General features: G+C 34.7%; 19 protein-coding genes and 1 pseudogene. 2 read left to right on the top strand and 18 right to left on the bottom strand.

The window, feature by feature from the left end; translation table 11 throughout:
• Positions 1-8 precede the first annotated feature (8 nt).
• The 6 genes from MN581_RS08635 to MN581_RS08610 all read right to left on the bottom strand — a co-directional run bounded on the left by MN581_RS08635 (position 9) and on the right by MN581_RS08610 (position 4676).
• A complete protein-coding gene (locus MN581_RS08635) occupies positions 9-506 on the bottom strand; it encodes a PTS sugar transporter subunit IIB (protein WP_241699601.1) in 498 nt (165 codons plus the stop codon).
• 11 nt (positions 507-517) lie between these two features.
• Complete coding sequence (locus MN581_RS08630; protein ID WP_117973893.1) at positions 518-934, bottom strand: PTS sugar transporter subunit IIA; 417 nt, start codon at positions 932-934, stop codon at positions 518-520.
• A 186-nt stretch (positions 935-1120) separates the two neighbouring features.
• A complete protein-coding gene (locus tag MN581_RS08625; protein WP_241699600.1) occupies positions 1121-2086 on the bottom strand; it encodes a tRNA-dihydrouridine synthase in 966 nt (321 codons plus the stop codon).
• A gap of 321 nt (positions 2087-2407) precedes the next feature.
• A complete protein-coding gene (locus MN581_RS08620) occupies positions 2408-3520 on the bottom strand; it encodes a lactate oxidase (protein ID WP_241699599.1) in 1113 nt (370 codons plus the stop codon).
• 45 nt (positions 3521-3565) lie between these two features.
• Positions 3566-4273, bottom strand: a complete 708-nt coding sequence (locus MN581_RS08615; protein ID WP_241699598.1) for an LrgB family protein — start codon at positions 4271-4273, stop codon at positions 3566-3568.
• Complete coding sequence (locus tag MN581_RS08610) at positions 4263-4676, bottom strand: CidA/LrgA family protein (RefSeq protein ID WP_241699597.1); 414 nt, start codon at positions 4674-4676, stop codon at positions 4263-4265. Before MN581_RS08610 ends, MN581_RS08615 begins: the two co-directional genes overlap by 11 nt.
• Positions 4677-4849: 173 nt before the next feature.
• Here MN581_RS08610 and MN581_RS08605 point away from each other — a divergent pair, with 173 nt between their 5' ends.
• Positions 4850-5755 (top strand): LysR family transcriptional regulator, encoded by a 906-nt coding sequence (locus MN581_RS08605; RefSeq protein ID WP_241699596.1) that lies wholly within the window; start codon positions 4850-4852, stop codon positions 5753-5755.
• Positions 5756-5763: 8 nt separating this feature from the next.
• Here the strand turns inward: MN581_RS08605 and MN581_RS08600 are convergent, their stop codons facing one another.
• From MN581_RS08600 to MN581_RS08565, 8 genes are read right to left on the bottom strand one after another with little or no spacing between them, the layout of a single operon-like run.
• Positions 5764-6393 (bottom strand): WxL domain-containing protein, encoded by a 630-nt coding sequence (locus tag MN581_RS08600; protein ID WP_241699595.1) that lies wholly within the window; start codon positions 6391-6393, stop codon positions 5764-5766.
• 16 nt (positions 6394-6409) lie between these two features.
• Positions 6410-7048 carry a WxL domain-containing protein gene (locus MN581_RS08595; protein ID WP_117973907.1) on the bottom strand — a complete coding sequence of 213 codons (639 nt, stop codon included), beginning with the start codon at positions 7046-7048 and terminating at the stop codon, positions 6410-6412.
• A gap of 26 nt (positions 7049-7074) precedes the next feature.
• Positions 7075-7815: a WxL domain-containing protein gene (locus tag MN581_RS08590; protein WP_117973909.1), complete on the bottom strand. Its 741-nt coding sequence runs from the start codon at positions 7813-7815 to the stop codon at positions 7075-7077.
• Between the two features lie 27 nt (positions 7816-7842).
• Entirely contained in the window at positions 7843-8637 is a 795-nt protein-coding gene (locus tag MN581_RS08585; protein WP_117973911.1) for a WxL domain-containing protein, read from the bottom strand.
• Positions 8638-8652: 15 nt separating this feature from the next.
• Positions 8653-9393: a WxL domain-containing protein gene (locus tag MN581_RS08580; protein ID WP_117973912.1), complete on the bottom strand. Its 741-nt coding sequence runs from the start codon at positions 9391-9393 to the stop codon at positions 8653-8655.
• Position 9394: 1 nt separating this feature from the next.
• The gene (locus tag MN581_RS08575) at positions 9395-9781 is read right to left on the bottom strand and encodes a hypothetical protein (RefSeq protein ID WP_241699594.1); all 387 of its coding nucleotides are present in this window, start codon (positions 9779-9781) and stop codon (positions 9395-9397) included.
• 26 nt (positions 9782-9807) lie between these two features.
• A complete protein-coding gene (locus tag MN581_RS08570) occupies positions 9808-12696 on the bottom strand; it encodes a hypothetical protein (RefSeq protein WP_241699593.1) in 2889 nt (962 codons plus the stop codon).
• Between the two features lie 6 nt (positions 12697-12702).
• Positions 12703-13851 carry a DUF916 and DUF3324 domain-containing protein gene (locus MN581_RS08565; RefSeq protein ID WP_117973918.1) on the bottom strand — a complete coding sequence of 383 codons (1149 nt, stop codon included), beginning with the start codon at positions 13849-13851 and terminating at the stop codon, positions 12703-12705.
• 419 nt (positions 13852-14270) lie between these two features.
• Between MN581_RS08565 and MN581_RS08560 the strand changes: the two are divergent.
• A pseudogene (locus MN581_RS08560) lies at positions 14271-14546 on the top strand (5-methyltetrahydropteroyltriglutamate--homocysteine methyltransferase); the annotation flags it as partial.
• Positions 14547-14594: 48 nt separating this feature from the next.
• Here the strand turns inward: MN581_RS08560 and MN581_RS08555 are convergent.
• The 4 genes from MN581_RS08555 to truA all read right to left on the bottom strand — a co-directional run bounded on the left by MN581_RS08555 (position 14595) and on the right by truA (position 18535).
• A complete protein-coding gene (locus tag MN581_RS08555) occupies positions 14595-16061 on the bottom strand; it encodes a C69 family dipeptidase (protein WP_241699592.1) in 1467 nt (488 codons plus the stop codon).
• Between the two features lie 731 nt (positions 16062-16792).
• The gene (gene rpsI, locus MN581_RS08550) at positions 16793-17185 is read right to left on the bottom strand and encodes a 30S ribosomal protein S9 (protein WP_071457734.1); all 393 of its coding nucleotides are present in this window, start codon (positions 17183-17185) and stop codon (positions 16793-16795) included.
• A gap of 13 nt (positions 17186-17198) precedes the next feature.
• Entirely contained in the window at positions 17199-17642 is a 444-nt protein-coding gene (gene rplM / locus MN581_RS08545; RefSeq protein ID WP_071457735.1) for a 50S ribosomal protein L13, read from the bottom strand.
• A 128-nt stretch (positions 17643-17770) separates the two neighbouring features.
• Positions 17771-18535 (bottom strand): tRNA pseudouridine(38-40) synthase TruA, encoded by a 765-nt coding sequence (gene truA / locus MN581_RS08540; protein ID WP_117973922.1) that lies wholly within the window; start codon positions 18533-18535, stop codon positions 17771-17773.
• Positions 18536-18553 lie beyond the last annotated feature (18 nt).

Below are 18553 nucleotides of genomic sequence, written 5' to 3'. Positions count from 1 at the left end.
TATCCCCCTTAGACATTTTTCAATGCTTTTTTCAATTCTAATTTTGGATTAGTCGGTAAAACTTGATTGTAGCTATCCACCTGTTCTAACTCTGATAATTCTTTGGCAGCCGTTAATTCATCTGGATTAAGTAACACGCTTGGAAAAATCGTTGTTTTGTCTTTTGGATCTGATTTATCAAAACGACCCGCATTTGCCACATTCACTGTTTCTACAGCATCGACGTGTTGTGCAATTTTATTCGCATCAGACACACAGTTCACAATCACAAACATGCGTTTATCTTTCCCGCGAGGGTCATTAAATAATTCAATCGCATCATCTACTGAACGAACTAACAACTTCATCCCATTTGGTACGGCCATTTTTAATGTCATTTGCATCACTTGATTTTTTGCCGCCTCATCATTTGCTACTACTAAAAGTGGGGCATTTAATTCTTTTGTCCATACAACTGCTACCTGTCCATGGATTAATCGGTCATCTACTCTAATTTGTGTAATCATCTTTTCTCCTCCTAAAAAATATCGTCCTCTTCTTCTATTGTGGTTGAAACCAGTTGAACCTGTGATTCTTGAATTGCAGCTAATACCTCTTCTTTTGACAACATGCCAGTATTTTCATGGAACATAATGGATAAAATAATAGCTAAATTTGAATTTGATACCAACATGATATTGTCTTTCCCTGACGTCATAATTTCTGCTGCGATTTTTTGATTCACACTTCCACCATATAAATCTGTGAATACAATTCCCTGACTATCTTCACTAACCTCCTGAATAAATTGTTGAACTTCCGGTGTGTAATCATCATCCGTGACATAAGCATCTATTACTTGGACGTTGTCTCCACTACCTGTTAAGATGTTCAACGAGTTTTGTAACCCACTAGCAAATTTGCCATGTGTGGCAATTAAATAACTTCTCTCCATTCTTTTCACCTCTTCACTTTTATATAAGCAAGTATGATGCCAACTTTCAAAACAATAGAATGCGGTTACAAAAGGCTTTTAGGTAAATTATACTGTTTAAACACTTTTCTTTTTTCCTAAACAACCTAAACACTTAAAAAAGACACTGTTTCTTAAAGTTAAGAAACACTGTCTTTTAATGATTATTTAATTATCTTTTTGAAAAAAGGTATCCAATAAGGCACGTACTTCATCTGTTGATTTGGTATTCATCAAACTAACACGTAAATCACTGGCTCCTGGAAAGCCTTTAACATAAATTTTAAAGAATCGATGCAAACCAACAATGGAACGTGGCACTTGTTTAGCATACTCATCTTGTAAGTCTAATTGAAGTCTCAATAGCCCTAATAAGTCTTCTGTTGAATGATTTTTAGGTTCTTTCTCAAAGGCATAGGGATTTTTGAATATCCCTCTTCCTATCATGACACCATCCACACCATATTTTTCGACTAACTCAAGCCCCATCTGTCGATCAAGCACATCACCATTAATGGTAATGAGTGTATCAGGAGCAATCTCATCTCTTAATGCTAATATTTCTGGAATTAATTCCCACTTAGCAGGTACTTTACTCATTTCATCCCGTGTTCTTAAATGAATCGACAAGTTAGCGATGTCTTGTTTTAAAATATGTGCCAACCAATCAATCATCTCATCTTGCGAATGATACCCTATACGTGTTTTCACACTAACTGGTAGTCCACCTTCTTTTGCTGCGGCGATTAATTCAGCTGCTACATCTGGACGTAAAATTAATCCACTGCCTTTCCCTCGTGTGGCCACATTAGGAACCGGACATCCCATATTAATATCAATGCCTTTAAATCCCATCTCTTTTAATTCTTTACTCATCTGTCTAAAATATTCTGGATTATCTCCCCAGATATGTGCCACAATAGGTTGCTCGTCTTCTTCAAAGACTAATCTCCCTTGAACACTTTCTTTACCATCCGGATGACAAAAACTATCCGAGTTAGTAAATTCGGTAAAAAATACATCTGGTGCTCCTGCCTTTTTCACCACATGACGAAATACCACATCCGTCACATCTTCCATCGGAGCTAAAATAAAAAATGGCTTTGGTAAATCTTGCCAAAAATTGGTTGTCATATCAGTTTCTCCGTTCTAAATCCTTTTACTAAGTCACTTGGTATTATACTAATAATGATAGAAAGACGCAAAGCAGAAAACTCCCTTCCGAATTTACACTAGATAAATACACCATAAGTCTGATATATATATTTCAACCTATCATCTATCATAAAATTAATAAAACAACAACATTAATTTAGTTAACGTATATTCCTGATTTAAAAAAATGAAAGTAATAGCTCTTATCATTATACTGAAACACACCTACCTAAATAAAATTTTAATAATAAAAAACCATCTACCTAATATAACTTAGTTAGATGGTTTAAAGTGCGTATACTATTTTTTCATATCATATAATCGTGCATGTTTGACATCTTCAATTGTTTGTGTTCCTGCTAATTGCATCACACGTTTTAAGTCTGTTTCAAAGTATTCTAAAACAGATTTAACACCTTTCCATCCACCTAAAGCCAAACCAAATAATACTGGACGACCTAGAGCAATGATATCTGCTCCACTTGCTAGTGCTTTAAAGATATGCTCTCCACGACGAACACCACTATCAAATACGATTGGCACACGTCCTGCTACAGCTTCTGAAATGTCAGCTAACACTTCAAACGAGCCTGGCGCATTATCTAATTGACGTCCACCGTGATTTGATACCCAAATACCTGCTGCTCCAGCACCAATTGCTAATACAGCATCTTCTGGTGTTTGCACTCCTTTAACAAATACTGGTAAACCAGAGTACTCCGCAATAAACTTCACATCGGCTGGTTCAATTTTTTGTTTTGATTGAGCGTAAATGTTATTTAGTGACATGTTTTCTCCAGAACCTGTTAAGTAACGAGAAACAATTGGCATACCAAATGGGTAAACAAATTTATTTTCTAAGTCACGTTCACGGTTACCACTCAATGTTGCATCTGCTGTTAAAATAATGGCTGTTGCACCATCTGCTTTTGCTTCATCTAGGATGTTTTTATTCATCTCTTCGTCTTTACTCATATAGATTTGGAACCAACGTGTATTACCATTTAAACCAGCATCAATTTCTTCAAACGTCGCACCAGAATAAGCGCTAATTGACATAATGGTTCCACCGAATTCTGAAATTCCTTTAGCTGTTCCTGCTTCTTTTGTTGCATGAGCTAATCCGTGAGCTGCAATCGGAGCCATAATAAATGGTACTTTCAAGTCATGTTCGAAAATTTTTGTTGAGGTATCTGGGTGTTCGACGCCAGCTAATACACGAGGTAAAATCCCTTTACTTAACCATGCTTCGTCATTACGTTGTAGCGTAAATTCTTTTCCTGAACCACCTGAAATATAGTCAAATCCACCTTTAGGAACGACTTTACTTGCTGCTTCTTCTAATCTATATGTACTAATTACGTCGATTTCTTGCTCAATTGTTGGTGCGTTATATGTTTGTTGTTCTGTCATGTTTTTTCATCCTTTTTAAACGTTTTTTTAAGTGTTGTTTTCTAATTAAAATAAAATATTGGTGACTGGTACAGTAAATGGTGCTAATGCTACGACCGTTAACCCTGTTACCACGATTGAAAGGCCAGACATTGCGCCTTGAACCTCTCCCAGTTCAATTGCTTTTGCTGTTCCCATAGCATGAGATGAGCTACCTAGTGCGACGCCTTGAGCCACTGGATCTGTGATGTTAAACCATTTAAAAATCGTTGGTCCCATCATGGCTCCAATAACCCCTGTAAATACTACTACCGCAACCGTTAATGAGACAATACCTCCTAATGAATCCGATACACCCACAGCAATCGCTGTCGTAATAGATTTTGGTATCAATGTTGCGCCCATCTCTCGTTCAAATCCAAATAACAAACTAAACGCATAAATCATCATAGTGTGAAAAATAACACCGCTAAAAATCCCGGTTAAAATCGCTGGATAATATTTTTTCAAATACACGAAATTTTGTTCTAACTTAATGGCTAACGCCACTGTTGCTGGTGTGACAAAGAGGCTTAAAAACTGTCCACCTTTTTTATAAGTATCTAGTGGAATATCCATAAAAACGAGTATTAAAATAAGCGTGACAATCGCAAATACTAATGGTGTAAATAAGGGATTCTTTGGCCATTTCTCTTTTAATTGTCCTGCTAATAAATACAAGCCTACTGTCAAGCTAATCCATAAAAACGGACTTTCTAACACATTAGATAACATCAACTTCCACCTCAATTTCTTCAAGAGAATCTGTTGTATTTGTTTGCGCTTTCAATTCTTTGGACTTAATAGCTTGGACAATGCGTCCAACAACCCCCATCATTAACATGGTGGTAATCGCCATAATAACAAGTAATTGCCACCATGTATTGGCTAGCACGCCAAAGTTTGACATCAACCCAACACCGGCAGGGACAAAAAAGATTCCCATATTATTTGTTAACCATGTTCCCACTTCATCTACTTGTTCCATCTTAATCCATTTGAAATGAAGAGCACAGAATAATAGCACCATACCAATCACACTTCCGGGAATTGCGATTAATTGGGATAGTAAAGCAGATATCACTTCACCTATTAATGAAAATAAAAAAATCCAAAAAAGTTGTTTAATTTGCTTCATAAAAATCAACTCTCTTTCGTTTTGTAAACGTTTTATTAAGACTAATATAGCATGAGAACCATTCTTTGGATAATATTTTTTGCTTATGGTATTATAACTATTACTTATGTAAATAGCGTTTATATACATTTTACTTATGAGTGTTTTTTCACAATGTTTGAAAGGGGTTTCTAATGAATTTAAAAGATTTATTATACTTTAATCACTTAGCTCATACACTTAGCTTCACAGCAACAGCCGAACACTTTTACGTTTCTCAGCCATCTATTTCAATGGCTATAAAACGATTAGAAAACGAACTAGATACCATTCTAATTGATAGAAAAAGAATTCACAAGAAGCTTAGTTTGACTGAAACCGGTGATATTTTATATCGTTATTCTCATCAAATTTTAAAGTCAGTTGAACAAGCTGAAGAAGAAATTCATGATTTTAAACATCAAATCGTCTATTTTGGGTTCTTACCAACGATTGGTGGATATTTTATGTCCCGCCTTTTACCTCATTTAGAGAAATTTTCTTCCTCAATGAAATTTATTGAAGAAGAAAGTTCCGACACGATGCTAGAACTCGTCAAAACTGGTAAAGTTCCCATTGCCATTATTGGGAGTGATGAACCAACGTTCAATGATAACTCACTCATCCAAATTCCTTTAAAACAAGAAGACATGGCGTTATGGGTTTCAAAAAGCAACCCTCTTTCTACCAAAAAAAAAATCTCCCCTACAAGTTGTAAGGAAGATGTGTTTATTTCACTTGAGAAAGGCTACATGCACCACCGTATTTTTGATGACTGGGTTCGCTCTCACCATTTAAATTCTATTCAGACAATTTACACAAAAGAAATTCAAACAGCTCTCTCTATTGCCAGTTCAACTAATATGATTGCTTTTTTAAGCGACATTTTAGTGCGCGAACATTCTGGACTGGTAAAAGTTGAACTAGAGCAACCTCCTCAAATCTATATTAGTCTTATTGTGAATAAAAAAATTCATCAATCCAATACGTTTCAAACTGAATTTAATCAAACGATTATTGATTTGACTAAAAGCTTTGGGAAACCTTTTAAAGTAGAGTAATCATCTATTTAATGTGACGTTGGTGAGTCGGTTAATGTATAGGTCAATGTTGCTGTATAAGTATCTTGTAAATTTCCAGCTGGGATTTTTAATTGAATTTTATCTGTTGGATACTGTATAGTCCAGCTACCATAACCTTTACCGACATCAGCTGTCACAATATTAACAGTATCTTCACCAGAAGACACAATCTTTCCTTTGTCATCTCCAGTAAAGGCATTATCTGTTGTCAATGTATTAGGTAAAATGGCGCTAGTATCACCATTTGTTGTGGTTGTTGGTGTCACACTAGGATAAAACAATTGAGCACCAGTCAGTTGCTTATCTTTAGTACTTCCTGTAAAATGACTCAATTTGGTAGACAATTGCCATCCAGGAGCATTACCACTTAGTTCTTGAATAGAAATATTCACATCATTTGAATTAGTCGTTACGGTATCTTCTGCTGAAATAGTCGCATCTTTAAATGTAATATCTGATGCCTCTGTCAATTTTAATGTCTCTGTCGGAGCCACCAATTTAAATGTAGCAGTCGCATCTTTATTAACAGATTCAGCAAACGTCACACTACTTGTCATTAAAGCAATAGCGGACAAGCTTAACCCAAATAGTATGTTCTTTATATTATGTGATTTCATTCTATCTCCTCCTAAATTATATTGTTGGTCCATCTGTTAAGGTATAAGTCAATGATGATTCATAGTTTCCCGCAAGGTTACCTGCAGGTATGTTTAATTCTAATTTATGAGTTGCATCATACGTTCCCGTCCATTGACCATTTCCTTTTCCAGATACAGATTTTATTAATACTTTATTACTTGGTGTATTTGAAGAGTTAATCCTTATACCCTTGACTAAAGAATCTTCAAAGCTTTCATCCGTTGCGAGAGTTTCAGGTGTACGCTCAGCCACATCAACTGTTGCATTTGTCGTCAATGTAATGGCTGGATAAAACAATTGAACACCTTTTAATACTCGACTATTGGAGGAATCTTTAAATTCGCCTAAAGATACAGAAAGAGACCAACCCGGAGCATCTCCACGAATGTCAGTTATGACAAGATTAGGTGATTGTTCTTCTGTTAATGTCATATCTGTAATACCTATTGCCTTAGATCCAAAATTTAAATCAGATGCTTTAGTAATCTCTAACAATGAAACAGAAGGATCGGTATTTTGGATTAAGTTAACTGTCGCTTTTTGTGTCTTAGTATCCATATCTACTGCTAATACAGTTTCTCCTATGATTAGAGTAGATAAAAGTAAGGTAAAACAAAACAATATTTTTTTCATAGTACTTCTCCTAACTTGTAATCTGTTTATTTTACGCCATCAACTAATTGCCAAGTCAATGTTGCTTTATAACCAGTATTTGCAGTAATACTATTAGTTGGAGCACTAAAAACTATATGTTCATTATCTGTTGCACCAGCTTCTGCTGTATATCTTGCTAACCATGTTCCTCGTCCTGTTCCCTTATCAGCTGATAATAAGGTTTGTACCCCTGTATTACCAGCAGACAAACTAATATCATGTGTCTTAGCAAGGTCAACATCACTACCATCTACAGTATCATTACTTGTAACAGCTTCACCATTTTTAAATGATATAGTAGCACCCGTAATTGGCTTATTCGTATTTTTAGTATCAGTTGGAACAAAATCTCCTAGAGATACATTTAATTTCCAACCTGCTGCAGTTCCTCTTAAATCACTCACTTGATAAAATCTAGGCGTATCATTCTTAACATTGGCTGTCACAGTTTTACTTGTAATCTCAATATCACTACCAAAATCTAAGTTAGATAAATAGTTAATTTGTAAAGCACCAGTTTGTCCAGTTGTATTTCCATCATTTGGATCGGTTGGACCTGGTTTAGTAGGGTCTTTGGGATCAGTTGGGTTAACAGGTTTCACAGGAGTATTTCCTCCTGCAATGGCTTTAATCGTTGCGTTTGATTCAGCATTTTCTCCTTCTGCTGCCATAATGGTTGTACCAAAAGATGCCATAAAAATCGCACTTAAAGAAATCACACTGATTAATTTGACTTGTTTTTTCATTATACTCTCTCCTTTTTATACTCTCTCTTATTCAGCAGTTGGTGCAGCTGGTGAGTCTGATAAGTTCCATGTAAGTGTTGCTTGATATTGACCTGCATAATTATTTCCTGGAACAGATAATTGAATCGGTTTTTTTTCAGTAGTTGATCCATCTGATAATTCTAGTGCTCTAGAATTATAACGTGCTTCCCATAATCCCATACCTTGATCTTTAGCAGCAGACATCAACACTTTTGCCGTACCACCTGCATCAAACGTTTTAGCAAAACTGGTAGGTGCTACACTATGAGAGGCATCTTTGGTTGTATTAGGTGTAATTTCTGGGAAAGATAATTGTGCCCCTTTTAACGTATGTTCAGTATCATCTGATGCAACATTTTGTTCAACAAAATCACCCAATGTTAAGGTTAAATTCCAACCAGCACCTGTCCCACGACGGTCAGTCACACTATAACCTGGTGTATAGACAGTATCATCTTTTGATATATCTGTATTGTCCACCACACCAATATTAGTAATAGGTGTACCGGTAGATTTAACATATAGCGCATCTCTGGTTGTAGTCGTTGATGTTAATGATATAGCATCAAAATACAGATCCGTTGCACTCGTAATCCCCAAATCTTTTACTGGTAACATTGGGCCAGTAGATGGATATGGGTCTGTACTTGGAGGTGTAATAACGTCAGAACCTGCAGTAATTTGAACATTGGCTGTACCAGTTTTATTAAGACCTTGCGCTTCTTCAGCTACAGTTAATTGGCTAACACTAAAAAGAGTTCCTAAAACTAACAAACTAGATAAATAAATATTTTTTTTCATGTGAATTCTCCTTTTTTATTTTACTGGACTTGCTGATGGGCTATCAGATAATGCCCAGGTAACCGTTCCTTGATACGTTCCAACCATATTACCTGATGGAACAACTAATTGAATATCATCTGCTACGTCCTTCTCCAAACCTGTTGCGTCTTTATTATAAAAAACTTTAAACGTCCCCATACCTTGACCTTTTTCAGCCGTTATAATTTTTTGAAAACTATTTTTGTTTTCAGCATTTGGTGCGTATTCATTTAACGTTGGTGTAATACCAGCGTCATCTTGTGCCACAGCGTTGTCACTACCTGCTACAACTGATCCATTATTTAATGTGATATAAGCACCTCTTAACGTATTCGTTGTTCCTGGATTCGTCGTTGAATCAGTTAGTTCACTTTGTTTTATTTGTAAGTTCCAACCAGCACCTGTTCCTCGTGTATCGGTTACTTGAATGTTTCTTTTAGCAATAGATTCTGCTCCATCATTTTTTAACGAAATTTTTTGTGTTCGTCCACTTAAATTCATGTCTTTAAAATTAAAAACAATGACATTATCGATACTTAGAGGACCACTTTGTCCAGTCTCGCCAGAAGGGGTATCAGGATTTTCTGGTTTTGTTGGCTCTTTAGCACCAGGATTTACCGTAATAGTTGCCTCCGAGTTAATTTGTCCATTTTCTTCGACAGTCACTGCATAGGTTTGTAACCCTGCGACTAATACAGTGGAACTAATTAGTAATGTTCCTAACATTTTTTTCATTTTATATCTTCTCCTTTTGACTAAATTTTTTATCAATAAAAATAGATTTGATTTCCTTTCTAAAAATAATAAAAAGTAATAAAAAACCTATCATCGATACTCCTATACCTAATGCTTCCCCAGTAGAAGGAAGTCGTGCTCCTGAACTGGGAACGGTGCTTGACGCCTGATTAGTTGACGATGAATCACTATTTCCATTCGTTTCTTTTATAGTTTTTCTAGAAAAACTGATGGTTGCATGAGAATTCACCTTGGCGCTTGATGATGAAATATCAGATTCTGAAATAATTGTTTCAGATGTACTCTCTTTTGTCTCAGCTGTCACTTGGACTTGATAACTAAATATAACAATCATCGCTAAAGAACATAGAAAAAGTAATTTCTTCATTTTCACATCCCTCTCTTTTATTTATGCTAAGGTGAATCTTCCAACGTCCATAAAAGTTCCCCTGAGTAACTACCTTTTAAATTACCAGGCTCTTGCTTTAAGAATATGCCCGTGTCTTTATTTCTTAACTGTATGTGACTAAATAACTGATTATCTTTTTGTGTCTCAATAATAGTCGCTGATTGCCCTATACGTAAGGTATCTCCTAGTATATCTTTATAGATAACATTTCCTATAAAAGGAGACTTCTTCCCATTGACTTGTGTGATGCCTGAAGGTAGCGACGCTTTTAATTTCCACGTTGACTCTTGAATGGTATTTATAATAGAAAGAGACTTATCACTTGAATCACTCAATGGTGTTTCAGTGTCTTCTGCAGAGATAGTAACCGAACCAAAGTCTAATTTCTCAGCAATATCTTTAAATTTTAATTGCCCTTCGTATTCATAAATAATGGAAAAATCGTCATTTGGTACAGTGTCTGACTTAGTCATTTCTTTATCATGTTGATAAATTTTGTAATCTGACACAATTACAGGATTATACCCTTCATAATTTAAAACTATTTTTTTATCAGAAATTAACTTATTTAAAACTTCTTCTATATTGTCTCCAATAGTTTCTTCATAAGCATCATTTTTTACTAGTGATTTAGTTTCTAAATCACTATAAATAGGTGTATCCGTTCCCTTATATACTTGTTTAATAGTCATCTTAACAGTACTAGGCACCAAGGTAACTTTTATTATTTTGGTATAAGAGTTAACCTTTACAGGAATATCATACGTTTTATTTGGCTCCCAGTTGTTACTAGGTATAGTTATCAACATGTTACTTGGATCAGCCGACACATCTGTAATGCTGTTTCCCGATATAGCATATCCCTTTGTATTTCCATAATCCTTGGATAAGACGAACTCTCTTTTCTGACTGTCTGACGCGTTTACCCATGTTAGATAATCGATATTGTAGTCTTTTCCGAAAACATAACCATCTGTAATATTTTCGCCTTTTGGATGTACAATCACTTTTGTTGATACGAGTGTTTTGTTCCCCGCTTCATCAATAACGTTTATACCAATATCATGAACACCTAACTCATTGACCATCTTAGTTCGTTCAGCATCGCTATTGACAAATTCGACTGTCATCTTGTCATTTGTTGTAGTTTCGTCGCTATAAGTGGAAATACCATCCAATGGATTATTTAATTTAGTGGTATTCCCTAAATCAGCTTTTATTAATTTAGGTGTAGCTTTTGGTGGGATGGTATCTTTTACGGTAAATTTGATTTGTGTGGCTAGTCGTTTGTCTGTGTCCACTAAGTCAACGGTACCTATCGTTCCACCTTTAACTGTTGATAAATCCAAGTCTGCAAAGCGCCATGTCCCATCGTCTGTTGTTTGTGTCGTATAAATCTTTCCATTTAACTTCATTGTTACAGTTGCATTTGACGCTGCTTTATTTAACTTCACGTTTCCTGGTAAATAATAATCTGTTGTACCGCTAAAGGTAGTAGCCCCATTATTTAAAAAGGATTGATCAGATTCATTGATAAATGTCGGATCCAAAACTAACATAGGAAGCTCAACATTATTAGATATACGACTGTAATCGTTTATTTTAAATGTGTCAGGTGTTAATGTCGGATCAGACGAGCTAACATTAGTTGCACCATGATAATCGAATTTAAGCAAGCTCATCCAGTCCACATTTTGCCAAATTCTTGTAGGATTTCCGATCCCTTTATCATTTTTAAGCCAAACACCAATACTTTGATCATATAAATATAAATTAGATTGTGGTGAGTTACGATAAGAATAAAAGAAATTTCCTGTACCAAAGTAGCGCATATCCAACACATCAGGTTTATAAACATATAAATTAGTATTGTAAGTATATAACGTCCCTGCTCCTCCACTTTCACTTGTCGACGCTATTTTAAAAGTAGCTCCTTGATTGACATATATATTCGCTTGGCCATTAAACGTACCAGCTTGATTATTATAAGGCGTCCCAATATTAACACTAGAAGCTGTTGTTCTTAAAGATGTTCCAACTGATGTCGCTTCTAAACTCCCATCAACATTAATAATTGAAAAGTTTCCAATATTATTAGCAAAAGCTAGATTGCCATTATTAGTATTATTTAACACAACATGGCTTTTTTTACCAATGTATATTCTTCTATCCCCTACTGATTGAGACATTGATGCTGGTCCACCATTGGTTTCATTAATATACGAATTATTATAACCATCAAATGTTAAGTTAACGCCACCTGTTCCTCGACCATAGTCGTTAGGGTTCCCATAACCAAAAGAGTTACCAGTAAAGTCGCCTAAAAACGTCATATTTCCAGCACGTATATTTTGTGCATAGGTCTCCACTGTTACTGTACCTAAAGAGAACACATTCGTTGCCAATCCAACAAAAAAGTTACCACCAGTATCATTACTTTTATACGTTATGTCTTCAAATACAACATTTATATTTTTTTGATAAGAAACATTTAAAAAGGCCGAATTCTGAGTAGTGGGTCCTCCGATGATTTTTCCATTAAATAATTTAAACTGATTTGTCGTACTAGTTCTATCTATCAATAAATAACCGTTTGTCCCTGCATTTAATGTATGACCATTTAGGTTTAATTCTTTATCACCATTAATAATGATTCTACTGGTTATGGTCATATCATTTTGAAGTTCAATACTTACTTTAGAAGTGGAACTATTAAGTGCTGTACTTAATTCAGATAATGAACTAACCTTTGTTACGGTGTAATCATCGAACGTCGGAACATCTAAAGGGGCTTGATCAATTGTGTATGGCTCTCCTACCGCTTCAACAAAACTTGGATAAGATAAACTCCAAAAAAGAATGAGACTAAATACTATCACCCATGTTTTTTTCAATCTTTTCTACTCCTTCCTATCAGATTTTCTACTCCTTTTTTTACCACCTCCCCTATTACCACCTTTTGTTTTATAACTTGTAGCATGAGAACTTCTTTTCGCTTTGTTTTGTTGCTGTTTTAATTTTGCTCTATGTCGTAAAACTAAGACTAATAAAATCAAAGATAAAAGGATAAATATGGCAATGATTAGAATATATAGCCAATACGGTTTTTCTGGTTCTTCTAGTTCTACTGCCTCTTTGTTTAACTTGTTACTCTCATCCTTAGTAATCGTAAAATCTTTAGTAAATTGCCACTTTTTAGTACCCGATGTTGCTAACAGAGATAACGTATATTCTCCTGGATCTAATCGCTCGTTATTCCACATAATAGGGTAGTCAAAATTAGAGTTAGGTGCCATCTCTAACCCCTTTTTAGTATCACTTTTTAAAACCTCTTGTTTTCCTTTTTCAGTCACTTTGGCTTCTACTGTCATATCTCCAAACATAGTTGGTTCCGTATTCTGTAAATTAGCTGTAACTGCTGTACGATAAGACACTAAATCAGGTTTTACCTCATTCAGTACCACTTCAGGTTTTACCGTTTCCTCACTTTCTCTTAACATAACCGCTTTAACCAGTTGAAATTTATTAACAATTTTTACCCCTCCAGATGCGGAATTATCTGTTCCTTGTTCAGATTCAACCACATCTACCAAAAAACCACCGAGAATCATTCCTTTGAACGGCTCTTTAGGAACCGTCATCTCAAACCTAACCTCTTCGCTTTTACCAGCCGGAACGGTTACTTGCTTTTCCTTCTCAACCAAACTTGTAAAAGGTGTTTTTAGATTAGAATCGTACTTGTAATCTTTATCTTGTCTAGAGTAGTCAATAACACCATTTTGATTGGTAATAGCATTTGTTGGCGTCACTCGTAATGTTTTTTCCTCTTTGCCAGTGTTGCTCACAATCACTGTTAATGTTTCTTTTTGACTTGGTTCAACCAATAAATCATAATATGTTGCTTGCTTATCTATTTGGTTAGATACCGGTTTGACAGATATGGTATATGTCAAATCTTCATTTGAAGCATGCGCAACTTTTGTAAAAATAACTGGACTAGTCAATACAACCAATAGGCATACTCTTTTTATCAATTTTTTTAAATCCATTTTTTTACTCCTTCACCTATTTTTTTATAAAAGTTCAACTATCTTTTTATACAATACCCCCCCACAATAAAGAACAAAAAAACAACTATTTCTGTATAAATAAATATTTAAATAGTTTTAACTGTATAAAAAAAATATTTAATATATAATTTTTCAAAAAAATATCTTATTTATATATATATATTACACTATTTTCATTTATTTTCCATTAATATACTATATAAAATAAAAAAGTAACAATAAGCATACTAAATAACATATAATAATTAACAAGTTTAATTTTTGAACTAGAACATATTTAAAAAAACGCCCATTGTTTTATTGAGCTATTTTAATTAAATAACCATTTTTTATTAAGTATTCTGTATAAATATAAATAATTTACTCTTACAGACTATTTCTTTGATTAATTTTATTGTGGTAGTTACCAAGCGATTGCGAAAAAATTCTTAGGTGAACAATATTATGATCGCTTCTTCTTAGAGTGGGATGATGAAACAAGAATCTATCAATTACTCGAAAAAGCGAGTCAAATTTTATCTAAAGAAAGATTATTACTCTCTCATCAATGTGAATTTGCTTCATGTGATTGTGGGAATGAATTAACCCAAGCACAACAATGGGCAAAAATCGACCAAGGACAAAAAATCGCGACACACTTTTGGTCAGATAGCTATGTAAATCAGTATAATTAATCAGAAAAACTCCATGAAACCTAAATTACTGTTTCATGGAGTTATTTTTTATAAATCTTTCTTATGCTCTACTTTTGTTTTTTCAGTACTCTTAATGATTAAATCTTTGTTTAACTGTTTGTATCGATTTAGAGTATAATCAGAAAAACCTTTTGTTTGTTCGTTTAAGTAGTCTGGTAACTTTTCAGGATTTTCTTTGATGATTTTTTCAGCTTCTTTATCTGTCTTTTTCATCTCTTGTGTCAAATGGTTTCTAACTTCTTTTCTCACAGGTAACACTTGATCATTTTTAAATTCTGCATAATAAGGAACTGTCAAAACATTCGTCATACGATAATTCCAGTAAGCTGATTCTGCATCTGGCTTATCGGTTCCCATTTGATATTCTTTAGGTGTTTGCGTGATTCCTGAATAAAACGGTACATAAGAACTCGTATCAGGCACACCCATTGCTAACCAGTGAATCCCGCTAATTTCCTCTGGCACATCGTTTCTAACTTGTAAGATATGCGACTCCATTGTTCTCGGTACGTTGATTGGTCGAAACTCTTCTGGTTTGCTTCCTGTATAGGTATCATTCTTAGTATTGTTAAAATGATTTCTTAAAACAAATCCTACTTTTGCCACAGAAACTTTGTCATCTGGCTTTTTGAATAAATCAAAACTATCATTTTTCAAATCTAATTTTTTTGCTTCAGAGGGCGTTAAAATTTGCTGTCCTATTAATGTACGTGGAATATTGTATTGAGCATCAGACTCTTTGTCTGCAAACACATCACGAATCGACACATCTTCTACTTTATCCACTAGTTTATTCTTTTTAATAAAGTTTTTCAACCCTTCTGAATACATCACATTATCTTTGTCATCCCAATCAATTTTTTGAATGGACAATGTATTGGCTATCACTGCATATTGATCGTCTGGAACACGCACTGCCACCCACTCATGACCAGTCAATAATTCCATATACCAAATATCGTTTTTATCTGATAAAATAATTCCATTTGTCTCGGCAGAACCTTTCTCTTTTACAATATTCCCCAAGTATTCAACACCATGCTTAGCCGATGTTATATAAGGTAATACAACAGTCACAAGAGAATCTTCCGCTATACCGTCTTTTACATGAGGGTCCATTTTTAAAACTTTTTCTTTTGTTGTTGCTGATTCAGTCGCACTCATTGTAATATTTTTACTATTGATACCTGCTGACTCATACAATCCTTCAGAGTCATCCCACTCCGGCGTTGCTGTGTACTTCATTTGCTCTTTAGGTAATGTCATTTTAAAGCCATTGCCTTTAGAAACGTACTCTCTTTCATTTGAATTTTCAGGACGAACGTAAAAATGTTTAGCCCAAGCAGTCCCCATGTCTTCATTTCTTGCTATCAACGTCGAGCCATCAACTGATGCATCTTTACCAACTAACACTGTCGTACATGCTTGGACAGAGGTTGGTATACTTAACGCTAGTGCCACAAAACCTATAACTCCTGTTGCCTTTTTCATCATTTTCATTCTCCTCTCAGTTGCCATCATAGTAGCATCTAAAGAAAGCGTATACAACGAAATAAAGATGAGTTTAATTATACTTTCACAATATTAACTATAAATTTCATGTTCTTTTAATAGTAAAAAGAATTACCGAATAAACACTGTTAAAGTCGCATTTATAATGACTATAAGCATTGGATTTTATAGTAAAAAAGACATCGTTTCAAATGGCGATGTCTTTTGGCTATTTACCTTTGAGTATTAAGTTTATACTTATAATTTATATTATTAAATTAATAGTAAAAAAATTTTCTAAATTCATACTTTAATTCTAAAACACTTCATAATCATAATATATTCATCTCTAGTCAGATGAACGCTAACTGTCTTAATCAAACCCAAGATAAATTTTCTTAGCTACATTCTTTTCTTTTTTAAACTCGTTAACAAGTTCTAAACAAAAAATCTTTTCAAAATCATCTGTAAAAATAACTACTTTATTTAAAAATAACTTTTTCAAATTTACCAAATGGAATCTATAGAAAATAGACAGATACTTTTTTTAATCTTGCATATATCCCATTATGCTTGAATCTCATTACCACCACCAAATGGATTCCATTTATTGATAATAAGCTAGTCTGAATCTATAAATTTGTATTATACTATTCAAAGCAAACAAAACCATGTTCAACAAAAAAACACCCTCCAAAAACGGAGAGTGCTTTGGTATTCTGTATAAAAACGAATTAACGTTTTGAGAATTGAGATGCTTTACGAGCTTTTTTAAGACCTGGTTTTTTACGTTCAACCATACGAGCGTCACGTGTTAATAATCCTTCACGTTTAAGAGCTCCACGGAAGTCAGGATCTACTTGTAATAATGCACGAGCAATACCATGACGAGTTGCGCCAGATTGTCCTGCATATCCACCACCATTAACGTTTACGAAAACGTCATATGCGCCTTTTGTTTCAGTTAAAACAAGAGGTTGCATAATTACTTCACGTAAATCAGCATGTGGAATATATTCTTCGATGTCTTTGTTGTTCATAACTACTTTACCTGTTCCAGGTACTAAGCGTACGCGAGCAACAGATTTTTTACGACGGCCTGTGCCGATATATTGTACTTTAGCCAATCTATTTTCCTCCTTAAATTAGGTTTGTAATGTCTAATACTTCTGGTTTTTGAGCTTGTTGTTGATGTTCGCTTCCACCATAAACGAATAATTTAGACCATTGTTTACGTCCTAAAGTATTCTTTGGTAACATACCTTTGATAGAATTTTCAACTAAACGACGAGAGTTTTTATCACGTAGTTCACCAGCAGTGATAGATTTCAAACCACCTGGATGTTGGCTGTGACGGTAATATACTTTGTCAGTTGCTTTTTTACCAGTTAATTTTACTTTATCAGCATTAATTACAATTACATAATCACCAGTATCCACATGTGGTGTGAATGTTGGTTTATTTTTTCCACGTAAGATAGATGCTACAACTGTTGATAGACGTCCTAAAGGAACATCTGTTGCATCCACTACATACCATTTACGATCTACTTCGCCATTTTTGGCCATATATGTTGTACGCATGGGTGTTTTTCCTCCAATTTTCTTCTGTTGTTTGACATAACACAATAAGTTTCCGGGGCTCATCGTGGGGCAAACAATACCACTAACCATATTATCCTTATTTTGTTGATATGTCAACAAAATTCATATTATTTATGACACTTTTTCTCGCCGTTATAATCGACTTTCATTAAAAATAACCCCTCTGGTTGAGCAGTTGGTCCTGTCATTTTCTTGTCTTGGTTCGCTAGGGCACGTTGTATAGCGTCTTCTGGCAGTTGTCCATTTCCTATTTTTAATAACGTCCCAACAAGCATGCGCACCATTTTATATAAAAATCCATTTCCCTTAAAAATAAATAATAATTCATCTTCGCCAACTTCTTCTATTGTCACGCTGTAAACAGTTCGTGTCTTATCTTCCACAGAACTTCCTGTCGCGCAAAACACGCTAAAGTCATGTTCTCCTTCAATAAAACGTACGGCACGCCTCATAGACTCTAAATCAAGCTCATAACGATAGTGTGCTGCGTACAATCGTTTAAATGGATTGGGAGATTTACCTGTATCAACATGATAGTGGTATTCTTTACCTGTCGCCAAGTATCTCGCATGAAAATCTTCTGTCACTTCTTCAATCGATAAAATACTAATATCCTCTGGTGTTTGAGTATCCAGTGCAAAACGTAATTTTTCAACCTCTCGTTTTTGTGGCAAATCAAAATGGATCACCTGACCGACTGCATGAACCCCTGAGTCCGTTCTACCAGACGGATGGATTGTCACAGGCTTTCCACTGTTTAATCGCTTTAGAGTGGCTTCTATGACCTCTTGGATGGTCACAGCATTAGGTTGAATCTGAAATCCCGCATAGTTTGTTCCATCATAACTAATAATGGCTTTATATCTTGTCATTCACTTTATCTCCTTTAT

Source organism: Vagococcus sp. CY53-2 (assembly GCF_022604695.1).
GTDB lineage: Bacteria > Bacillota > Bacilli > Lactobacillales > Vagococcaceae > Vagococcus.
This window is presented reverse-complemented; position numbering and strand designations above follow the sequence as displayed.